This window comes from Neisseria lactamica (assembly GCF_901482445.1).
GTDB classification, from domain to species: domain Bacteria; phylum Pseudomonadota; class Gammaproteobacteria; order Burkholderiales; family Neisseriaceae; genus Neisseria; species Neisseria lactamica.
Map to the genome: position 1 here is coordinate 282,350 of NZ_LR590477.1, position 14,868 is coordinate 297,217.

At 50.5% G+C, this 14,868-nt stretch carries 16 protein-coding genes and 1 tRNA gene; 7 read left to right on the forward strand and 10 right to left on the reverse strand.

The genetic code is table 11. The features are described 5' to 3' along the window. Positions 1-26: 26 nt before the first annotated feature. The 8 genes from der to FGL10_RS01650 all read right to left on the reverse strand — a co-directional run bounded on the left by der (position 27) and on the right by FGL10_RS01650 (position 6,543). Entirely contained in the window at positions 27-1,484 is a 1,458-nt protein-coding gene (der, locus tag FGL10_RS01615; protein WP_003707382.1) for a ribosome biogenesis GTPase Der, read from the reverse strand. Between the two features lie 151 nt (positions 1,485-1,635). Continuing rightward, positions 1,636-2,265, reverse strand: coding sequence for a YfgM family protein (locus FGL10_RS01620; protein ID WP_003707384.1), 630 nt, complete (start codon positions 2,263-2,265; stop codon positions 1,636-1,638). Further along, a complete protein-coding gene (gene hisS / locus FGL10_RS01625; protein ID WP_003707386.1) occupies positions 2,266-3,561 on the reverse strand; it encodes a histidine--tRNA ligase in 1,296 nt (431 codons plus the stop codon). It lies immediately after the preceding gene. Between the two features lie 128 nt (positions 3,562-3,689). Further along, a complete protein-coding gene (locus tag FGL10_RS01630) occupies positions 3,690-4,346 on the reverse strand; it encodes a C39 family peptidase (protein WP_003707388.1) in 657 nt (218 codons plus the stop codon). Between the two features lie 193 nt (positions 4,347-4,539). Continuing rightward, positions 4,540-4,827 carry a hypothetical protein gene (locus FGL10_RS01635; protein WP_003707389.1) on the reverse strand — a complete coding sequence of 96 codons (288 nt, stop codon included), beginning with the start codon at positions 4,825-4,827 and terminating at the stop codon, positions 4,540-4,542. Positions 4,828-5,030: 203 nt separating this feature from the next. Beyond that, complete coding sequence (locus FGL10_RS01640) at positions 5,031-5,246, reverse strand: hypothetical protein (protein WP_003707391.1); 216 nt, start codon at positions 5,244-5,246, stop codon at positions 5,031-5,033. Next, complete coding sequence (locus FGL10_RS01645; RefSeq protein WP_002223883.1) at positions 5,236-5,631, reverse strand: hypothetical protein; 396 nt, start codon at positions 5,629-5,631, stop codon at positions 5,236-5,238. The genes FGL10_RS01640 and FGL10_RS01645 overlap by 11 nt, the downstream gene beginning before the upstream one ends. A 42-nt stretch (positions 5,632-5,673) precedes the next feature. Next, entirely contained in the window at positions 5,674-6,543 is an 870-nt protein-coding gene (locus tag FGL10_RS01650; protein WP_003707394.1) for a hypothetical protein, read from the reverse strand. A gap of 163 nt (positions 6,544-6,706) precedes the next feature. Here FGL10_RS01650 and FGL10_RS01655 point away from each other — a divergent pair, with 163 nt between their 5' ends. Continuing rightward, complete coding sequence (locus FGL10_RS01655) at positions 6,707-7,630, forward strand: RluA family pseudouridine synthase (RefSeq protein ID WP_003707395.1); 924 nt, start codon at positions 6,707-6,709, stop codon at positions 7,628-7,630. Between the two features lie 77 nt (positions 7,631-7,707). Here FGL10_RS01655 and FGL10_RS01660 read toward each other — a convergent pair whose 3' ends face one another. Both FGL10_RS01660 and FGL10_RS01665 read right to left on the reverse strand, forming a co-directional pair. Next, positions 7,708-8,349 (reverse strand): alpha/beta hydrolase, encoded by a 642-nt coding sequence (locus FGL10_RS01660; RefSeq protein WP_003707396.1) that lies wholly within the window; start codon positions 8,347-8,349, stop codon positions 7,708-7,710. 54 nt (positions 8,350-8,403) lie between these two features. Further along, on the reverse strand, positions 8,404-9,195 hold the full coding sequence (locus FGL10_RS01665) for a polyamine aminopropyltransferase (protein WP_003707398.1): 792 nt from the start codon (positions 9,193-9,195) through the stop codon (positions 8,404-8,406). Positions 9,196-9,360: 165 nt separating this feature from the next. On the opposite strand from FGL10_RS01665, the gene FGL10_RS01670 reads away from it, so the two are divergent. The 6 genes from FGL10_RS01670 to ispE all read left to right on the forward strand — a co-directional run bounded on the left by FGL10_RS01670 (position 9,361) and on the right by ispE (position 14,867). Beyond that, positions 9,361-9,436, forward strand: a tRNA-Thr gene (locus FGL10_RS01670). A gap of 141 nt (positions 9,437-9,577) precedes the next feature. Next, positions 9,578-10,369 (forward strand): 3-methyl-2-oxobutanoate hydroxymethyltransferase, encoded by a 792-nt coding sequence (gene panB, locus FGL10_RS01675; protein ID WP_003707400.1) that lies wholly within the window; start codon positions 9,578-9,580, stop codon positions 10,367-10,369. 122 nt (positions 10,370-10,491) lie between these two features. Next, positions 10,492-11,328, forward strand: coding sequence for a pantoate--beta-alanine ligase (gene panC, locus FGL10_RS01680; protein ID WP_003707405.1), 837 nt, complete (start codon positions 10,492-10,494; stop codon positions 11,326-11,328). 159 nt (positions 11,329-11,487) lie between these two features. Continuing rightward, positions 11,488-13,332, forward strand: coding sequence for a tetratricopeptide repeat protein (locus FGL10_RS01685; RefSeq protein ID WP_138251471.1), 1,845 nt, complete (start codon positions 11,488-11,490; stop codon positions 13,330-13,332). Between the two features lie 98 nt (positions 13,333-13,430). Next, positions 13,431-14,012 (forward strand): lipoprotein insertase outer membrane protein LolB, encoded by a 582-nt coding sequence (lolB, locus tag FGL10_RS01690; RefSeq protein WP_036469209.1) that lies wholly within the window; start codon positions 13,431-13,433, stop codon positions 14,010-14,012. A gap of 9 nt (positions 14,013-14,021) precedes the next feature. Further along, positions 14,022-14,867, forward strand: a complete 846-nt coding sequence (gene ispE, locus FGL10_RS01695; protein WP_003707411.1) for a 4-(cytidine 5'-diphospho)-2-C-methyl-D-erythritol kinase — start codon at positions 14,022-14,024, stop codon at positions 14,865-14,867. Position 14,868 lies beyond the last annotated feature (1 nt).

Below are 14,868 nucleotides of genomic sequence, written 5' to 3' on the forward strand. Positions count from 1 at the left end.
TTTCCTGTTGTTTGAAATGACGGGAATTATCTGCTGAATTGTTTTTTCACGCTGACTTTGGTTTTCTTTTTGAAACGATTTTTCTCTTCCTTGCGGCCTTCGCGTTTCTCAATACGGTTGCTCAAGCTGACGCGGCGCAACGGTTTTTTCTTCGGCTTGTCGTCGGCATTTTCATACGGGTTTTCCGAAACATTGTATTGAATCCGCAACGGCGTACCTTGCAGATTGAAGGCTTTGCGGAACGTTTGGGTCAGATAGCGCGTATAGCTGTCGGAAATCGCGTGCAGCGAATTGCCGTGCACCACAATCACCGGCGGATTCATACCGCCCTGGTGGGCATAACGCATTTTCGGACGCACCAAGCCGGCACGCGGCGGCTGTTGGCGTTCGACGGCGGTTTGCAATACGCGCGTGATTTTCGGCGTCGGCATCTTAATCATCGCCGCGTTGTAGGCAGCCTGAATGCTGTCGAACAAACCGTCTATGCCGCGTTCTTTCAACGCGGAAATAAAGTGGAACTTGGCAAAATCAAGGAAATACAGTTTGCGGGAAATGTCGCGTTTCACTTGCTCGCGACGCTCTTCGCTGATGCCGTCCCATTTGTTGACGGCAACCACCAGCGCGCGTCCCGCTTCCAAAGCAAAACCTGCAATCGTCGCATCTTGGTCGGCAATGTCCTGCTGCGCGTCCAATACCAAAACAGCAACATTTGCCGCTTCAACCGCCTGCATAGCTTTGATAACAGAGAACTTTTCCACCGCTTCATCCACTTTGCCGCGACGGCGCACACCTGCGGTATCGATGATGGTAAACGGTTTGCCTTCACGTTCAAAATCGATGTGGATACTGTCGCGCGTAGTGCCTGCCATATCGAAGGCAATCACGCGCTCTTCGCCGAGAATGGCGTTTACCAAGGTCGATTTACCGACATTGGGGCGGCCGATTACAGCGAAAACAGGATGTTTCGCTGCTTCCTCTTCCTTTTCAGGCTCAGGGAAGGTTTCCAAAATATCTTCAATCAGATAATACACGCCATCGCCGTGCGCACCTGAAATCACATAAGGGTCGCCCAAGGCAAGTTCGTAGAACTCGGCGGCAAGCACGGCCCTATTACCGCCCTCGCCTTTATTCACGGCCAAATAAACAGGGCGCGGACTTTGGCGCAAACGGTCGGCAATGATTTTGTCTTGCGGCGTCAAACCGGTACGGCCGTCCACCAAAAACACAACTGCATCGGCTTCATCGACAGCCTGCAAGGTTTGTTTTGCCATTTCGTGCAAAATGCCGCTATCGACAACCGGCTCGAAACCGCCGGTATCGATGACCAAATAAGGTTTGCTGCCGACTTTGCCGTGTCCGTAATGGCGGTCGCGGGTCAGGCCGGGCAGGTCGTGTACGAGTGCGTCTTTGGTGCGCGTCAAACGGTTGAATAAAGTAGATTTACCGACGTTGGGGCGGCCGACAAGCGCGATGGTTGGTTTCATGACTGGGTCTTTCTGTGTCAAGTGCCGTTCGGGAGAACTGAACACGAGCAGGTGCCTATAAAGACACGGTTAATGGGTTTGCAGGCAATGGCAGAAAAAAATGTGATGGGAAATGCCGTCTGAAAGGGTGGGGCGGCATTTCAGACGGCATTTATTTCAGCGAATCGAGTTTCATTTGAAGCAATTCACGACCAACAGAATCTTGAGGCATTTTTTTCAAAGCCTGTCCGTAGTTTTTTAAGGCTTCTTGGTTTTTTCCCTGTGCGGCATAGACATCGCCTTTGGTTTCCATCAGCAGGGGTGAAAAATCCGCCTCAACCGGCGTGTCGAGCGCGGCAAGCGCGGCATCGTATTTTTTTTGTTGCAACAACACAACGCCCAGACGCTGCGCCGCCAACGCCTGAATCAGGCTGTCTTTTTGGTTGGACAACACCCATTTCAAATGGCCTTCGGCAACATCGTAACGCTGTGCGTCAAATTCGGTTGCCGCCGCCATCAGCGTGGCTTGGGCGGCGGAAATGGAATGCGGGTAGCTTTGTTGGAGTTTGGTCAATTCGGCATTGATTTCGTTTTGAGGGGCTTTGTTTTGCGCCTTTTCCACGATGTCCGCCAGCACCGCCGCCGCTTCCTGATTTTGGGAAGCTGTACGGTTTTGGTAAACCGTGTATCCCAAGTAGCCGAGTGCCGCCAAAATCAGCAAGGCAAACAGCCATTTGCCTGTGGTTTTCCAAAAATATTTAAAGTTGTCCAACTCTTGTTGTTCTTCCAAATGGGCTGCCATTTATGTGTTCTTCCATTGTTGTAAAGTGTCTGTCAAATCAGCGGCGGCAACGGTTTGTTGTTCGTGTTTGCCCTGCATATCTTTCAGGGTAACCGTACCGTTTGCCAGCTCATCCTGAGCCACAATCAGGGCAAAGCGTGCGCCACTGTTGTCTGCTTTTTTCATTTGCGCTTTCAGGCTTTGATAGCCGGAATGCTGCATCACATTGAAACCTTGAGCGCGCAAGGCTTGCGCGTATTTCATCACCTGCAAGTCCGCACCTTCGCCTTGGTGCATTGCATAGACATCAGGCGCAGCGTTCACTTCCAGCGAGCCGTATTCGCCCACCAAAAGCAGCAGTCGCTCAATACCCATTGCAAAGCCGATAGACGGCGCAGGTTTGCCGCCAAGCTCTTCAATCAAACCATCGTAACGGCCGCCGCCGCACACAGTCGCCTGCGCGCCGAGTTTGTCGGTCGTCCACTCAAAAACTGTTTGATTGTAATAATCCAAACCGCGTACCAAGCGCGGATTTTCAACATATTGGATACCCAAACCGTCCAACATCGCCTTGAAGCGTGCATAGTGGTTTTGCGAAGCCTCGCCCAAGTAATCCACCAGACGCGGCGCCGCGTTGCAGATTTCCTGCAAATCAGGGTTTTTCGTATCCAAAACGCGCAAAGGATTGGTTTTCAGACGGCGTTTGCTGTCTTCATCCAGTTGCGCTTCATAACGGGTCAGATATTCGACCAATGCCGCACGGTGTGCCGCGCGTTCCTCACGATTGCCCAAGCTGTTGATTTCCAAAGTCAGGTATTCGCGAATACCCAATTTTTCCCATAAGTCGGCAGACATCGCGATGATTTCCGCATCAATATCCGGCCCTTCAAAACCCAAAGCCTCGATACCGACCTGATGGAACTGACGATAACGGCCTTTTTGCGGACGCTCGCGGCGGAACATCGGCCCCATATACCACAGTTTTTGTGGGCTGTTGTACAAAAGGTTGTGTTCGACCACCGCACGCAGACAAGACGCCGTACCTTCAGGACGCAGGCTCAAACTCAAAGAATCGTTTGAATCGGAGAAGGTGTACATTTCCTTGCCGACCACATCGGTTTCCTCGCCGATGGAGCGGACAAACAAACCGGTTTGCTCGACAATCGGGGTACGGATTTGCTGATAGCCGTAAGCGCGTGTCCAGCGGTTTACCGTATCTTCAAACGCCTGCCAAAACGCAGCCGTCAGTTTGAAATCTTTTTGTTCGACAGGTAAAAGGTCGTTCATACCTTTTACAGATTGAATTTTTTGTGCCATTTCAATATGGGATAAGCGAAAATCAAATAGTTGGGCATTATAGCTGATTTTTAAGGGTTTGAGAGGATGGGGATGGTTTGCCGGCGGGGAAAAATGCCGTCTGAAACAGTTTTCAGACGGCATTTGACTTACTCTGCACGTGCTTGCCTGATTTGTTCGACTGCAAACTCCGTCTGCCGTTTTGGGTGTTGTGTGAAAAACAATTTATTTGAAATTGTCTCGGCTTTTTTCGGTATGACAGCCAAAATCTTACCTGCCAAATTTCCCTCACGGGTTTGCCAAGCCTCCAAAAACTGCGCCCTGCTCATCGAAACATGACCCAGCGACGGGTCGGCAAGCAAAACCGTATTGCCATCCACTCCGCGCAATACCGAGAAATGGTCGTCTTTGCGGTATTTCAGATACACGATGACGGGGATTTTCAACTGCGCGAGCTGCTCGAAAGACAGGGCATAGCCCTTCGCCTCAAAACCCAAATCAGGCATAATGCGCCGCATATCCTCAAACGACGCGCGCATCTGCTCCTTATCCAGCTTTTTCAACACTTCTTCTTCCGTCAGCGTTTGCCCGTAAAAATTGTTCAAAAGCGTCGCCACCGAAGCCGCCCCGCAGGAAAAATCCAAATCCTGCTTTACAATATTGAAATCGCGCCGCGCTTTCCAGCTTTGTATTTTGACTTTGCCGTAGGCTATGGGGTTTTCTTCCGCAAAGGGAAAAGAATGTGCACAAAGCGGCAGGGCGGCGGCGAGGAGCAGGGAAGCGGCAAACCGTCTTTTTTGTTCCATCAAAATCCTCCTGAAAGGCTGCCTGAAATTTCCAAGCAGCCTTTTTGTTTGCTTATTAATCGGATAGTGCGACAAATATAAAGTGGGCGGCAATCATTGCCGTAACGGCAGTCCGATTGCAGTATTTCAATTCCAAGATAAATGCCGCATAGAAAAGATAAAATACTTAAATGGTTTTAGCGGCTTAAATATCTTATTTAATTTTATTGATTGTTTTCCCAATAGTTTCCGCAATAAATAATAAGAAGTAGAATAATAAACAAACAGAACATGAAAATAAAAATAAATCTTTCATCATCTCAGTAATAAAATTCCAAAGATTTTCCTTATTTCCATCAACAATAAAAATTATCAGTTCATGAATAAAGAATACTGCAAAGAAAATACTTCCTGCCGTTAGGGATATTTCTAATCTGCTTATTTTCCCTTCGCTATATTTACCTGATAAATAGCCTAAAAAAGCTACAATCAAATCATCCATTTTAAAAATTTCTGTAAAAACAGCTAATGTCCTTAATTCATTTTGTCCAAGCCGTTTGCCATTGCGAGGGCAATCATAGACAGCATCATCACGGCTGCGGTGATTTGTTTTTTCATAACAAATTCTTAGGGAGGAGATAATGTTTCATCAAAGTCCTCCTGAAAGGCTGCCTGAAATTTCCAAGCAGCCTTTTTGTTTGCTTATTAATCGGATAGTGTGACAAATATAAGGTGGGCGGCAATCATTGCCGTAACGGCAGCCATAACTGTTTTATTTTCTTCAAACCAAAGCGAGTTGAGAAACATGAACATCAAGAAATATGATGGTTCTTCAGTTTTGCCGCTGCTTTCTTGAGTTAGAAGATAAAATATAGATATGGCGGTTATGCTGATTGCTGTTTTTATATATTTATTTACCATATCGTTGGGCAACACCCGTAACCATACCTGTTGCCAAAGATCGGTTAAATCCCCATACAACCCCTGCCGGACCTGCTGTCGCCCCTCCAAAAGCTCCCGCCCCTACGGCAAGAGTGAATGCTGTGGGAGAAAATCTGCTTCCGCTAAGTTGCTGGTTCATCATATATCCGATTCCGCCTCCGACTCCTCCGATAAATGCACCTACCGGTCCCCAAGCCCCCTCAGTCTCCTTCATCTCCTTTTGAGAAAGCTCCGCCAACTGCATCGGCGCATCTGCCTGCGTGTGGAACACTTGGTTTTCAAATGTCTGATTGTCCAAGCCGTTTGCCATTGCGGGGGCAATCATAGACAGCATCATTACGGCTGCGGTGATTTGTTTTTTCATAACAACTCCTTTGGATTACAACGTTGGAAAATCAAAACCTGCTTAAAATGTATGCTGTACGCCAAATTTCAGTTCGGAACTGCTTTGCCCTGAAACGTTGAAACGTGCGGATGCGTTTAAAGCCGTGGTTTTGGTGAAACCGAAACCTGCGCCGAAATGGGCGTAGGTGGATGTGTTTCTTGCGGTTTCTTTTTTGCCGTCTATGCGGTCGGGCTGTTTGCCCAGCCATTGGATGCCTCCGGTCAGGCTGATTCTGTCGTTGGCGGCAAATGAGATGTTGGGGTTGAGCAGCAGGTAGTTGCCCGATTTGTAGCGGATGCCGTCTGAAAGGGTTTTGCTGCCGTTGATGCGGTAGGCGGCGGTGAGGGAAAGGACAATCGGATCTATGGCTTTGTAGGTGGTGGCGCCGATGAGCCACGATTTTCCCGACGAGGCTTTGTTGCGCGATTTTTCGTAAACCGTGCTTTCAAGAAAGCTGATTAGGGCGGGGTTTTTGTCGTCTTTAAGGAAGGTGTGGCTGATGCCGAGGGATACGTCGGACATCCGTTTGTTTCGGGTTTTGCCGTTGCCGTCGAGTTTGCGTTCTTCGTGCCACAGATAGCTGCCGCTGCCGTAAATGTCGGTATTGCCGGTCAGTCCGTAGCGCAAACCGAGCGTGCCGGCGAGCATATCGGTATTGCTGCCGTTTTCTTGGATTTCGGTCGGAATGCGGATAAACGAGGTTGCGCCGGTTTGAATGTAAACCGGTGCGGCAAGTGCGGCGCGGCTGTTTTCGCTATTCAGGTAGGTAAGGGAAGTTTCCATTTTCCATTTTCCCTTGTCGGTTATTATGTCTTCAATCGTCAAGGGCAGGTCGGCATAAGCGGATAAAGGCAGGATGGCGGGCAAGGCGGACAAAAAGATGCGTTTCATATTTCCTCTTATCGATATTAATTCTTATTTAATAATAGTAATGAATATCCGATAATTCTGTCTAAATAAATTTTTAAATCAAAAAAACGATATATTTGTTTTTATCAATTATGTTTTGATATGCCGTCTGAAAAGTTTGTGAAAAACGGTTACAATCCGCCGTATGAAAAAACGTGAAAATCCTCTTCCGCTGTTGAACGGTGTCAAACCCAGCTACTTGGTTTTGCCGCATGAAAAGCAGTTTTACGGCTTGCCGCTGCTGCATTTTTTATGCGCTCATTTTCCCTTTGTCGGCGAAGAAAACTGGCGCAGGCGGTTGAACAGCGGTTTTGTGGTGGGTGCGGATGGCGTGCCGTTTGATGAGAATACCTTGTTCGAGCCCGGTAAGACGATGTTTTATTATCGGGAAACCAGCAGTGAGGATGAGCCGCGTATTCCGTTTGAAGAAAAGATTTTGCATATTGATGAGCATTTGATTGTGGTGGACAAGCCGCATTTTCTGCCCGTCATCCCCAGCGGGCGTTTTTTGAGGGAAACGCTGCTCACACGTCTGCGCCTGCGTCCCGAATTGCAGCATTTGAATGTTGAAGACATTACGCCGCTGCACCGCTTGGACAAGGATACGGCAGGCGTGATGTTGCTGTCGCACAATCCTGCCACGCGCGGGGCTTATCAGACGATGTTTCAAAACAAAACGGTATGGAAAACGTATGAGGCACTTGCGCCGACAAGGACGGATTTGCCGTATCCGCTCGATGTGGTTTCGCGTTTGGTGAGGGGTGAGAAATTTTTTACGACGCAAGAGGCGGAAGGTGAACCAAACGCACATACGACGGTCGAACTGATTGAAAACAGGGGGGAATTCAGCCTTTACCGCCTCACGCCGCATACCGGCAAGAAACACCAGTTGCGCGTGCATATGATGGGCTTGGGTATGCCGTTGTTGAATGACGCGCTCTATCCCGTGCCGTCTGAAGCGGGAAGCGAGGATTATCGGAAACCTTTGAAGCTATTGGCAAAAAAGATTGCGTTTGCAGATCCTTTGTCGGGTCTGGAAAGGGTGTTTTACAGTAGGTTTTGCCTATAATGAGAGGGAATGCAAACCCGTATCGGCAGATGCCGCCGATACGGGTTTGATATTATCGATGCCGTCTGAAAGGGGCTTTATCCGTTCAGGCATACGGGCGCGAAGCGGAGGATGGTGTCGCGCAGGACGATGAGTTTGCCGTGAAAGAAATGCGTGGAACCGGCGATGGTAATGACGGGCAAATCTTGCGGTTCTGCCCATTTCAATGCTTTCCCGATTTCGACGACTTCATCTTCCGCGCCGTGTATCATCAGCGTTTTGGCAACGTTGGGAACGGCGGACGGTTCCGGACGGTCGGTATAGTGGCAGACTGCCGCGCCGATGAGCAGCAATAAATCGGGTGTGCGCGCTTGTGCGGCAAATGTGGCGACATAACCGCCGAAGGAGAAGCCGGATAAGACAAATTCTGGGGCTTCGGGATGTTGGGCGCGGGCATAATCGATGACGGCGAGGCAGTCTTGCGTTTCTCCGCGTCCGTAATCGTGTGTGCCTTCGCTGTTGCCTACGCCGCGAAGGTTGGGCAGGTAGCAGTGGAATCCGAGTTTGCTCAATGCTTTGGCAGCGGTTTGGATGACTTTGTTGGTGTTTGTTCCGCCCTGGAGGGGGTTGGGATGATTGATGACGGCAACACCGCGTGCCGGTACTTGTTCGGACGGGATATAGATGGTTTCTAAAATGCCGGCAGGACCGGGTATGTGTATGGTTTCGGGTTTTTGCATAATGGTTTCCTCTTGATTTTCCGCATATTCCGATGCAGCCGCGAAGATGGCGGCTTAAAGGTAGAAATGCTTGCCGTTGTTGGGGTTGGACGCTTTCAGGCCGGCGAGCATACGATGGAAGTCCAATCCGTATGCGCTGCTCAGTTTGTCGGCACGTTTTTTGAGTTTGTCTATGTTTTGCTCTTTGGGGCTGCTTTGGAAGGCCATTACCGCGACATTGCCGTGACTTTCGGCAGGAAGTTCCAATACGCGCCCTTCAAAAACGTTCAATAAGCGTTCGATGAAGCGTTGGTAGCGTTTGTCGCCGCTCCACCAGTTGGTAACGAATATGCCGTCTGAAGAAAGCGCGTTGCAGCAGTCTCGGAAGAACGGTTCTTCAACCAGCGTATCGATGATTTGTTCGCCGTCGAATCCGTCCACCAAGATGATATCGGTGTTGTGGCGGAAGACTTTGATATATTCCGCACCGTCTGCTTCAATAATTTCAAATTTCTCGCCCTCGAAAGGCAACTCAAACAGGTTGCGGGCAATGGCGATAACCTGCGGGTTGATATCTACGGCAGTTTGACGCGTATCGGGCAGGTAGGTATCTATCCAGCGTGCAAACGAGCCGCCGCCCAAGCCGATTTGGGTGATATGTTGCGGCAGGCGTTCCGCAAACAGCAGCCAGCCCATCATCGCGCGGCTGTAAGAGAGCACCAGCTCGGACGGGTGGTCGAGGTTCATTGAGCTTTGGATGGTGTCGCTGCCCAAGTGAAGCGAACGGATATTGCCTTCTTCGGAAATGCCGACTTCGGGGAAGCCGGATTTTGCAGGACGCAGGCGGCGGTAGGGATGTCTTGCCATCGGTGTGAACGGTCGGTTTGAAAGGCGGATATTTTATCAGAACGGCAGTACTTGTCCTGCTTCAAATTAATTTTGTTTTAAATAAGATACTTAGTGTATTTTTATGAGGGGGTCGAACAAATTCCTTGCCAAAGTGTGAAGTTGCCTGCATAATTCGCTTTCTTTGCCGGTATAGCTCAGTTGGTAGAGCACCTGACTTGTAATCAGGGGGTCCCGAGTTCGACTCTTGGTGCCGGCACCAGATTTGACAGCCCGATTGTGTAAAACAGTCGGGCTGTTTTGCATTTGCGGCACGGTCGGTGGCAGGGCTGCGGGCATTTCACTATAATAGCCCGTTTCAAACTGAAAAGGCCGTCTGAAAAGGGCGGGGTAACAATATCTGATGATTACTGTGAACACACTGCAAAAAATGAAGGCGGCAGGTGAGAAAATCGCGATGCTGACCGCTTACGAATCCAGTTTTGCCGCACTGATGGACGATGCCGGCGTGGAAATGCTGCTGGTCGGCGACTCTTTGGGTATGGCGGTTCAAGGGCGGCAGTCGACGCTGCCGGTCAGCCTGCGCGATATGTGCTATCACACCGAATGTGTGGCACGCGGTGCAAAAAATGCGATGATTGTCAGTGATTTGCCGTTTGGTGCATATCAGCAGAGTAAGGAGCAGGCGTTTGCCGCCGCCGCCGAACTGATGGTGGCAGGAGCGCATATGGTCAAACTCGAAGGCGGCGTGTGGATGGCGGAAACGACTGAATTTCTGCAAATGCGCGGTATTCCGGTTTGCGCGCATATCGGTCTGACCCCGCAATCCGTGTTTGCCTTCGGCGGATACAAGGTTCAGGGGCGCGGAAGTAAGGCGCAGGCGTTGCTTAACGATGCCAAGGCGCACGATGATGCGGGGGCGGCGGTTGTATTGATGGAGTGTGTTCCTGCGGAACTGGCAAAAAAGGTAACTGAATCCGTTTCTTGTCCGACCATCGGTATCGGTGCGGGTGCGGATTGCGACGGGCAGGTTTTGGTGATGCACGATATGCTCGGTATTTTTCCGGGCAAGACGGCGAAATTCGTCAAAAACTTTATGCACGGGCAAAGCGGCATTCAGGCGGCGGTTCGCGCGTATGTTGCCGAAGTTAAAGCCAAAACCTTCCCTGCTGCGGAACATATTTTTGCAGACTGAACAAGGTTTGCTGCCGATGCCGTCTGAAAGCCGTTTCAGACGGCATTTTGTTTTGCCGTGCACGGCGCGTATAATCGGCGCGTTTTGTCGGGCAGGAAGCCCGAAGGATAAGGATTACCGTTATGCAAATCATACATACCATTCAAGAACTGCGCGCGTGGCGTAAAAATGCGGGAACGGTGGCGTTCGTGCCGACTATGGGCAACCTGCACGAAGGGCATCTTGCTCTCGTTCGCGAAGCCAAAAAACGCGCCGACAACGTTGTTGTCAGCATTTTCATCAACCGCTTGCAATTTGGTCAGGGTGAAGATTTCGACAAATATCCGCGTACTTTGCAACAGGATGCGGACAAGCTGGAAGCCGAGGGTGTGGCCGTGATATTCGCGCCCGATGAGAAAGAACTCTATCCGAACGTGGAACAGCGTTACAACGTCGAACCGCCCAATCTGCAAAATGAGTTGTGCGGCAAGTTCCGTCCGGGACATTTCCGCGGGGTGGCAACGGTAGTGTCCAAGCTGTTCAATATTGTCGCGCCGGATGTTGCCTGTTTCGGCAAAAAAGATTACCAGCAGCTTGCCGTGATTAAAGGTTTGACCGAGGATTTGAATTTCGACATCGAAATTGTCCCCGTCGATACGGGGCGGGCGGCGGACGGTTTGGCACTCTCCAGCCGCAACCAGTACTTGAGCGTTGAGGAACGCGCCGAAGCACCGCGCTTGTACCGCGAGCTGCAGGCGGTTGCCGAATCGCTGAAGCAGGGCAGTTTGGATTATGCAGGTTTGGAAAAACGGGCCGTCCAATCTCTGACGGAACACGGCTGGACGGTCGATTATGTTGAAATCCGCCACGCCGATACGCTCGAAGTGGCACGGACGGGAGATAGGAAACTGGTGGTTTTGGCTGCGGCCCGTTTGGGGGCGACGCGTCTGATTGACAATGTGGAAATAAAACTCCCTTGAATTGCAAGCGTTGGTAATGCCGTCTGAAGCAGTATTTCAGACGGCATTTATTTTTTTGAACGGGGTTTCGCAAATCTACAAACGATTCTGCTTGTGATAAAGTTACGCCTGATTATATGCCGTCTGAAAGTTCAGACGGATATCGGATAAAGGATGATTATGCTACCTAACCGTTTCAAAATGTTAACTGTGTTGACGGCAGCCTTGGTTGCTGGACAGGTGTCTGCCGCCGGAGGCGGTGCGAGGGATATGAAACAGCCGAAGGAAGTCGGAAAGGTTTTAAGGAAACATCAGCGTTACAGCGAGGAAGAAATCAAAAACGAACGCGCACGGCTTGCGGCAGTGGGCGAACGGGTTAATCAGATATTTACGTTGCTGGGAGGGGAAACCGCCTTGCAAAAGGGGCAGGCGGGAACGGCACTTGCCGCCTATATGCTGATGTTGGAGCGTACAAAATCCCCCGAAGTTGCCGAACGTGCCTTGGAAATGGCCGTGTCGCTGAATGCGTTTGAACAGGCTGAGATGATTTATCAGAAATGGCGGCAGATTGAGCCTATACCGGGCGGCGCGCAAAAACGGGCGGGATGGCTGAGGAACGTGCTGAAGGAAGGGGGAAATCAGCGTCTGGACGGACTGGAAGAGGTGCTGGCGCAATCGGACGATGTGCAAAAACGCAGGGTATTTTTGCTGCTGGCGCAAGCCGCCGTGCAGCAGGACGGATTGGCGCAAAAAGCATCCGAAGCCGTCCACCGCGCGGCGTTGAAATATGAACATCTGCCCGAAGCGGCGGTTGCCGATGTGGTTTTTAACGTGCAAGTACGGGAAAAAGATAAAGCAATCGCGGCATTGCAACGCTTGGCAAAACTTGATACAGAAATACTACCGCCGACCCTGGTAACCTTGCGTCTGGTTGCGCGCCGTTATCCCGAGATACTCAGTGGTTTTTTCGAGCAAACAGACACCAAAAACCTTTCAACCGTTTGGCAGGAAATGGAAATTATGAACCTTGTTTCCCTGCGCAGGCCCGATGATGCATATGAACGCTTGAAAGTGTTGCTGGATGCCAATCCGAATGCGGATCTGTATATTCAGGCGGCAATATTGGCGACAAACCGGAAAGAAGATATTTCCGTTATCGACGGCTATGTCGAAAAGGCATACGGCAGGGGGACGGAGGAACAGCGGAGCAGGGCGGCGCTAACGGCGGCGATGATGTATGCCGACCGCAGGGATTACGCCAAAGTCAGGCAGTGGCTGAAAAAAGTATCCGCGCCGGAATATTTGTTTGACAAAGGTGTGTCGGCAGTTGTTGCAACCCTCGAACTGGATGGTGCAAAGGCGGCTTTGCGGCAAATTAGGGAAGTACGGAAGCTTCCCGAGCAGCAGGGGCGTTATTTTATGGCGGACAACTTGTCTAAAGTACAGCTGTTTGCACTGTCAAAATTGCCGGATACACGGGAGGCTTTAAGGGAGCTGGACAAGATTATCGAAAAACCGCCTGTCGGCAGCAATACAGAGTTACAGGCAGAGGCATTGGTACAGCGGTCAGTTGTTTACGACCGGCTTGGCAAGCGGAAAAAAATGATTTCAGATCTTGAAAGGGCGTTCAGGCTTGCACCCGATAACGCTCAGATTATGAATAATTTAGGTTATAGCCTGCTTTCCGATTCCGAGCGTTTGGACGAGGGTTTTGTATTGCTTCAGAAGGCATATCAAATTAACCCTGACGATATTGCCGTCAACGACAGCATAGGCTGGGCGTATTACCTGAAAGGCGATGCGGAAAGTGCGCTGCCGTATCTCCGTTATTCGTTTGAGAGCCAGCCTGAGCCCGAAGTTGCCGCCCATCTGGGCGAGGTGTTGTGGGCATTGGGTGAACGCGATCAGGCGGTTGACGTGTGGACTCAGGCGGCACACCTTGCGGGAGACAAAAAAATATGGCGCGAAACGCTCAAACGTCACGGCATCGCATTGCCCCAAGCTTCCCGGAAACCCCGGAAATAATGCAGGCCAATCTTTTCAGACGGCACACGGTTCGCACGCGTTTTTGCAGCACGCCGAACCCGCCGGTCGGCAGGATGGCATCCGTTAAGGAAATTCTGATGAAACACACCGTATCCGCATCGGTCATCCTGCTTTTGACCGCTTGCGCGCAATTACCTCAAAATAACGAAAATCTGTGGCAGCCGTCCGAACACATCAGCAGTTTTGCAGCGGAAGGGCGGTTGGCAGTCAAAGCGGAAGGGAAAGGTTCGTATGCAAATTTCGATTGGACATACCGCCCACCCGTGGAAACCATCAATATCAACACCCCTTTGGGCAGTACGCTCGGACAGATGTGCCAAGATAAAGGCGGCGCATTGGCAGTGGATGCTAAAGGAAATGTTTATCAGGCAGAGAGTGCGGAAGAATTGAGCCGGCAGCTTATTGGTTTCAAGCTGCCAATCCAATATCTGCATATCTGGGCAGACGGCAGGCGGGTGGCGGGCGCGCCTTACCGCATCCTGCCGGACGGTATGTTGGAACAATACGGTTGGACAATCGGCAGAACCGCAGGCAGCGAAGGAAAAGCCCGCATCCTGCAATTGGATAACGGGAAATTGAACATCAGGCTGGTTTTCACCGAGATTGGTATGCCGTCTGAAACCGAAACCCAAGAACAATGCGCGGCACGCAGACGGTAAGGCGGATATATGAGTGTTACGGACGGACGGCAGGCGTTTCCCGCACCTGCAAAACTGAATCTCGATTTGAGGATTACCGGCCGGCGCGAGGACGGTTATCACAATATCGAAAGTATATTCTGCCTGATAGATTTGCAGGATACCGTATATTTGAAACCAAGGGACGACGGCAAAATCATTCTGCACAATCCGGTCGATGGAATGCCGCAGGAAGCAGATTTAAGCTACCGTGCCGCATCGTTGCTGCAAAAATATGCGCGCACCCCTGCAGGCGTGGAAATATGGCTGGACAAAAAAATTCCGACCGGGGCCGGTTTGGGCGGTGGGAGTTCTGATGCCGCAACGGTTTTGCTGGTATTGAACCGTTGGTGGCAGTGTTCCCGAACGACGCAGCAGCTGATTGACTTGGGCGCGGCTTTGGGTGCGGACGTACCGTTTTTTATTTTCGGCAAAAATGCGTTTGCAAGCGGGATAGGTGAAAAACTGATAGGAATGGATATTCCGAAACAGTGGTATGTCATTGTCAAACCGCCTGTCCACGTTTCCACCGCAAAAATTTTCACACACGAAGGCTTGACACGGGATTCTGCCTCAAGCATAATGCCGACTTTCCAAAACCTGCAACCGTTTAGAAATGATATGCAGGCAGTTGTATTTAAAGAATACCCTGAAGTTTGGAAAGCCTATTCCGAATTGTCCCGATATGGATTTGCCTTAATGACAGGTTCCGGTGCGTGTGTATTCACAGCCTGTCGGGATAGGGATAGCGCATACAATATATACCGACAAGTTTCATGTTTATATGAGGCGTATTTGGCAGAGGGTCTCGCAATACACCCCCTGTTGCCTGGTTAAA

Coding starts and splice junctions, on each gene's coding strand:
- der (WP_003707382.1), bottom strand. CDS start 1,484: ATGAAACCAACCATCGCGCTTGTCGGCCGCCCCAACGTCGGTAAATCT.
- FGL10_RS01620 (WP_003707384.1), bottom strand. CDS start 2,265: ATGGCAGCCCATTTGGAAGAACAACAAGAGTTGGACAACTTTAAATAT.
- hisS (WP_003707386.1), bottom strand. CDS start 3,561: ATGGCACAAAAAATTCAATCTGTAAAAGGTATGAACGACCTTTTACCT.
- FGL10_RS01630 (WP_003707388.1), bottom strand. CDS start 4,346: ATGGAACAAAAAAGACGGTTTGCCGCTTCCCTGCTCCTCGCCGCCGCC.
- FGL10_RS01635 (WP_003707389.1), bottom strand. CDS start 4,827: ATGGATGATTTGATTGTAGCTTTTTTAGGCTATTTATCAGGTAAATAT.
- FGL10_RS01640 (WP_003707391.1), bottom strand. CDS start 5,246: ATGGTAAATAAATATATAAAAACAGCAATCAGCATAACCGCCATATCT.
- FGL10_RS01645 (WP_002223883.1), bottom strand. CDS start 5,631: ATGAAAAAACAAATCACCGCAGCCGTAATGATGCTGTCTATGATTGCC.
- FGL10_RS01650 (WP_003707394.1), bottom strand. CDS start 6,543: ATGAAACGCATCTTTTTGTCCGCCTTGCCCGCCATCCTGCCTTTATCC.
- FGL10_RS01655 (WP_003707395.1), top strand. CDS start 6,707: ATGAAAAAACGTGAAAATCCTCTTCCGCTGTTGAACGGTGTCAAACCC.
- FGL10_RS01660 (WP_003707396.1), bottom strand. CDS start 8,349: ATGCAAAAACCCGAAACCATACACATACCCGGTCCTGCCGGCATTTTA.
- FGL10_RS01665 (WP_003707398.1), bottom strand. CDS start 9,195: ATGGCAAGACATCCCTACCGCCGCCTGCGTCCTGCAAAATCCGGCTTC.
- panB (WP_003707400.1), top strand. CDS start 9,578: ATGATTACTGTGAACACACTGCAAAAAATGAAGGCGGCAGGTGAGAAA.
- panC (WP_003707405.1), top strand. CDS start 10,492: ATGCAAATCATACATACCATTCAAGAACTGCGCGCGTGGCGTAAAAAT.
- FGL10_RS01685 (WP_138251471.1), top strand. CDS start 11,488: ATGCTACCTAACCGTTTCAAAATGTTAACTGTGTTGACGGCAGCCTTG.
- lolB (WP_036469209.1), top strand. CDS start 13,431: ATGAAACACACCGTATCCGCATCGGTCATCCTGCTTTTGACCGCTTGC.
- ispE (WP_003707411.1), top strand. CDS start 14,022: ATGAGTGTTACGGACGGACGGCAGGCGTTTCCCGCACCTGCAAAACTG.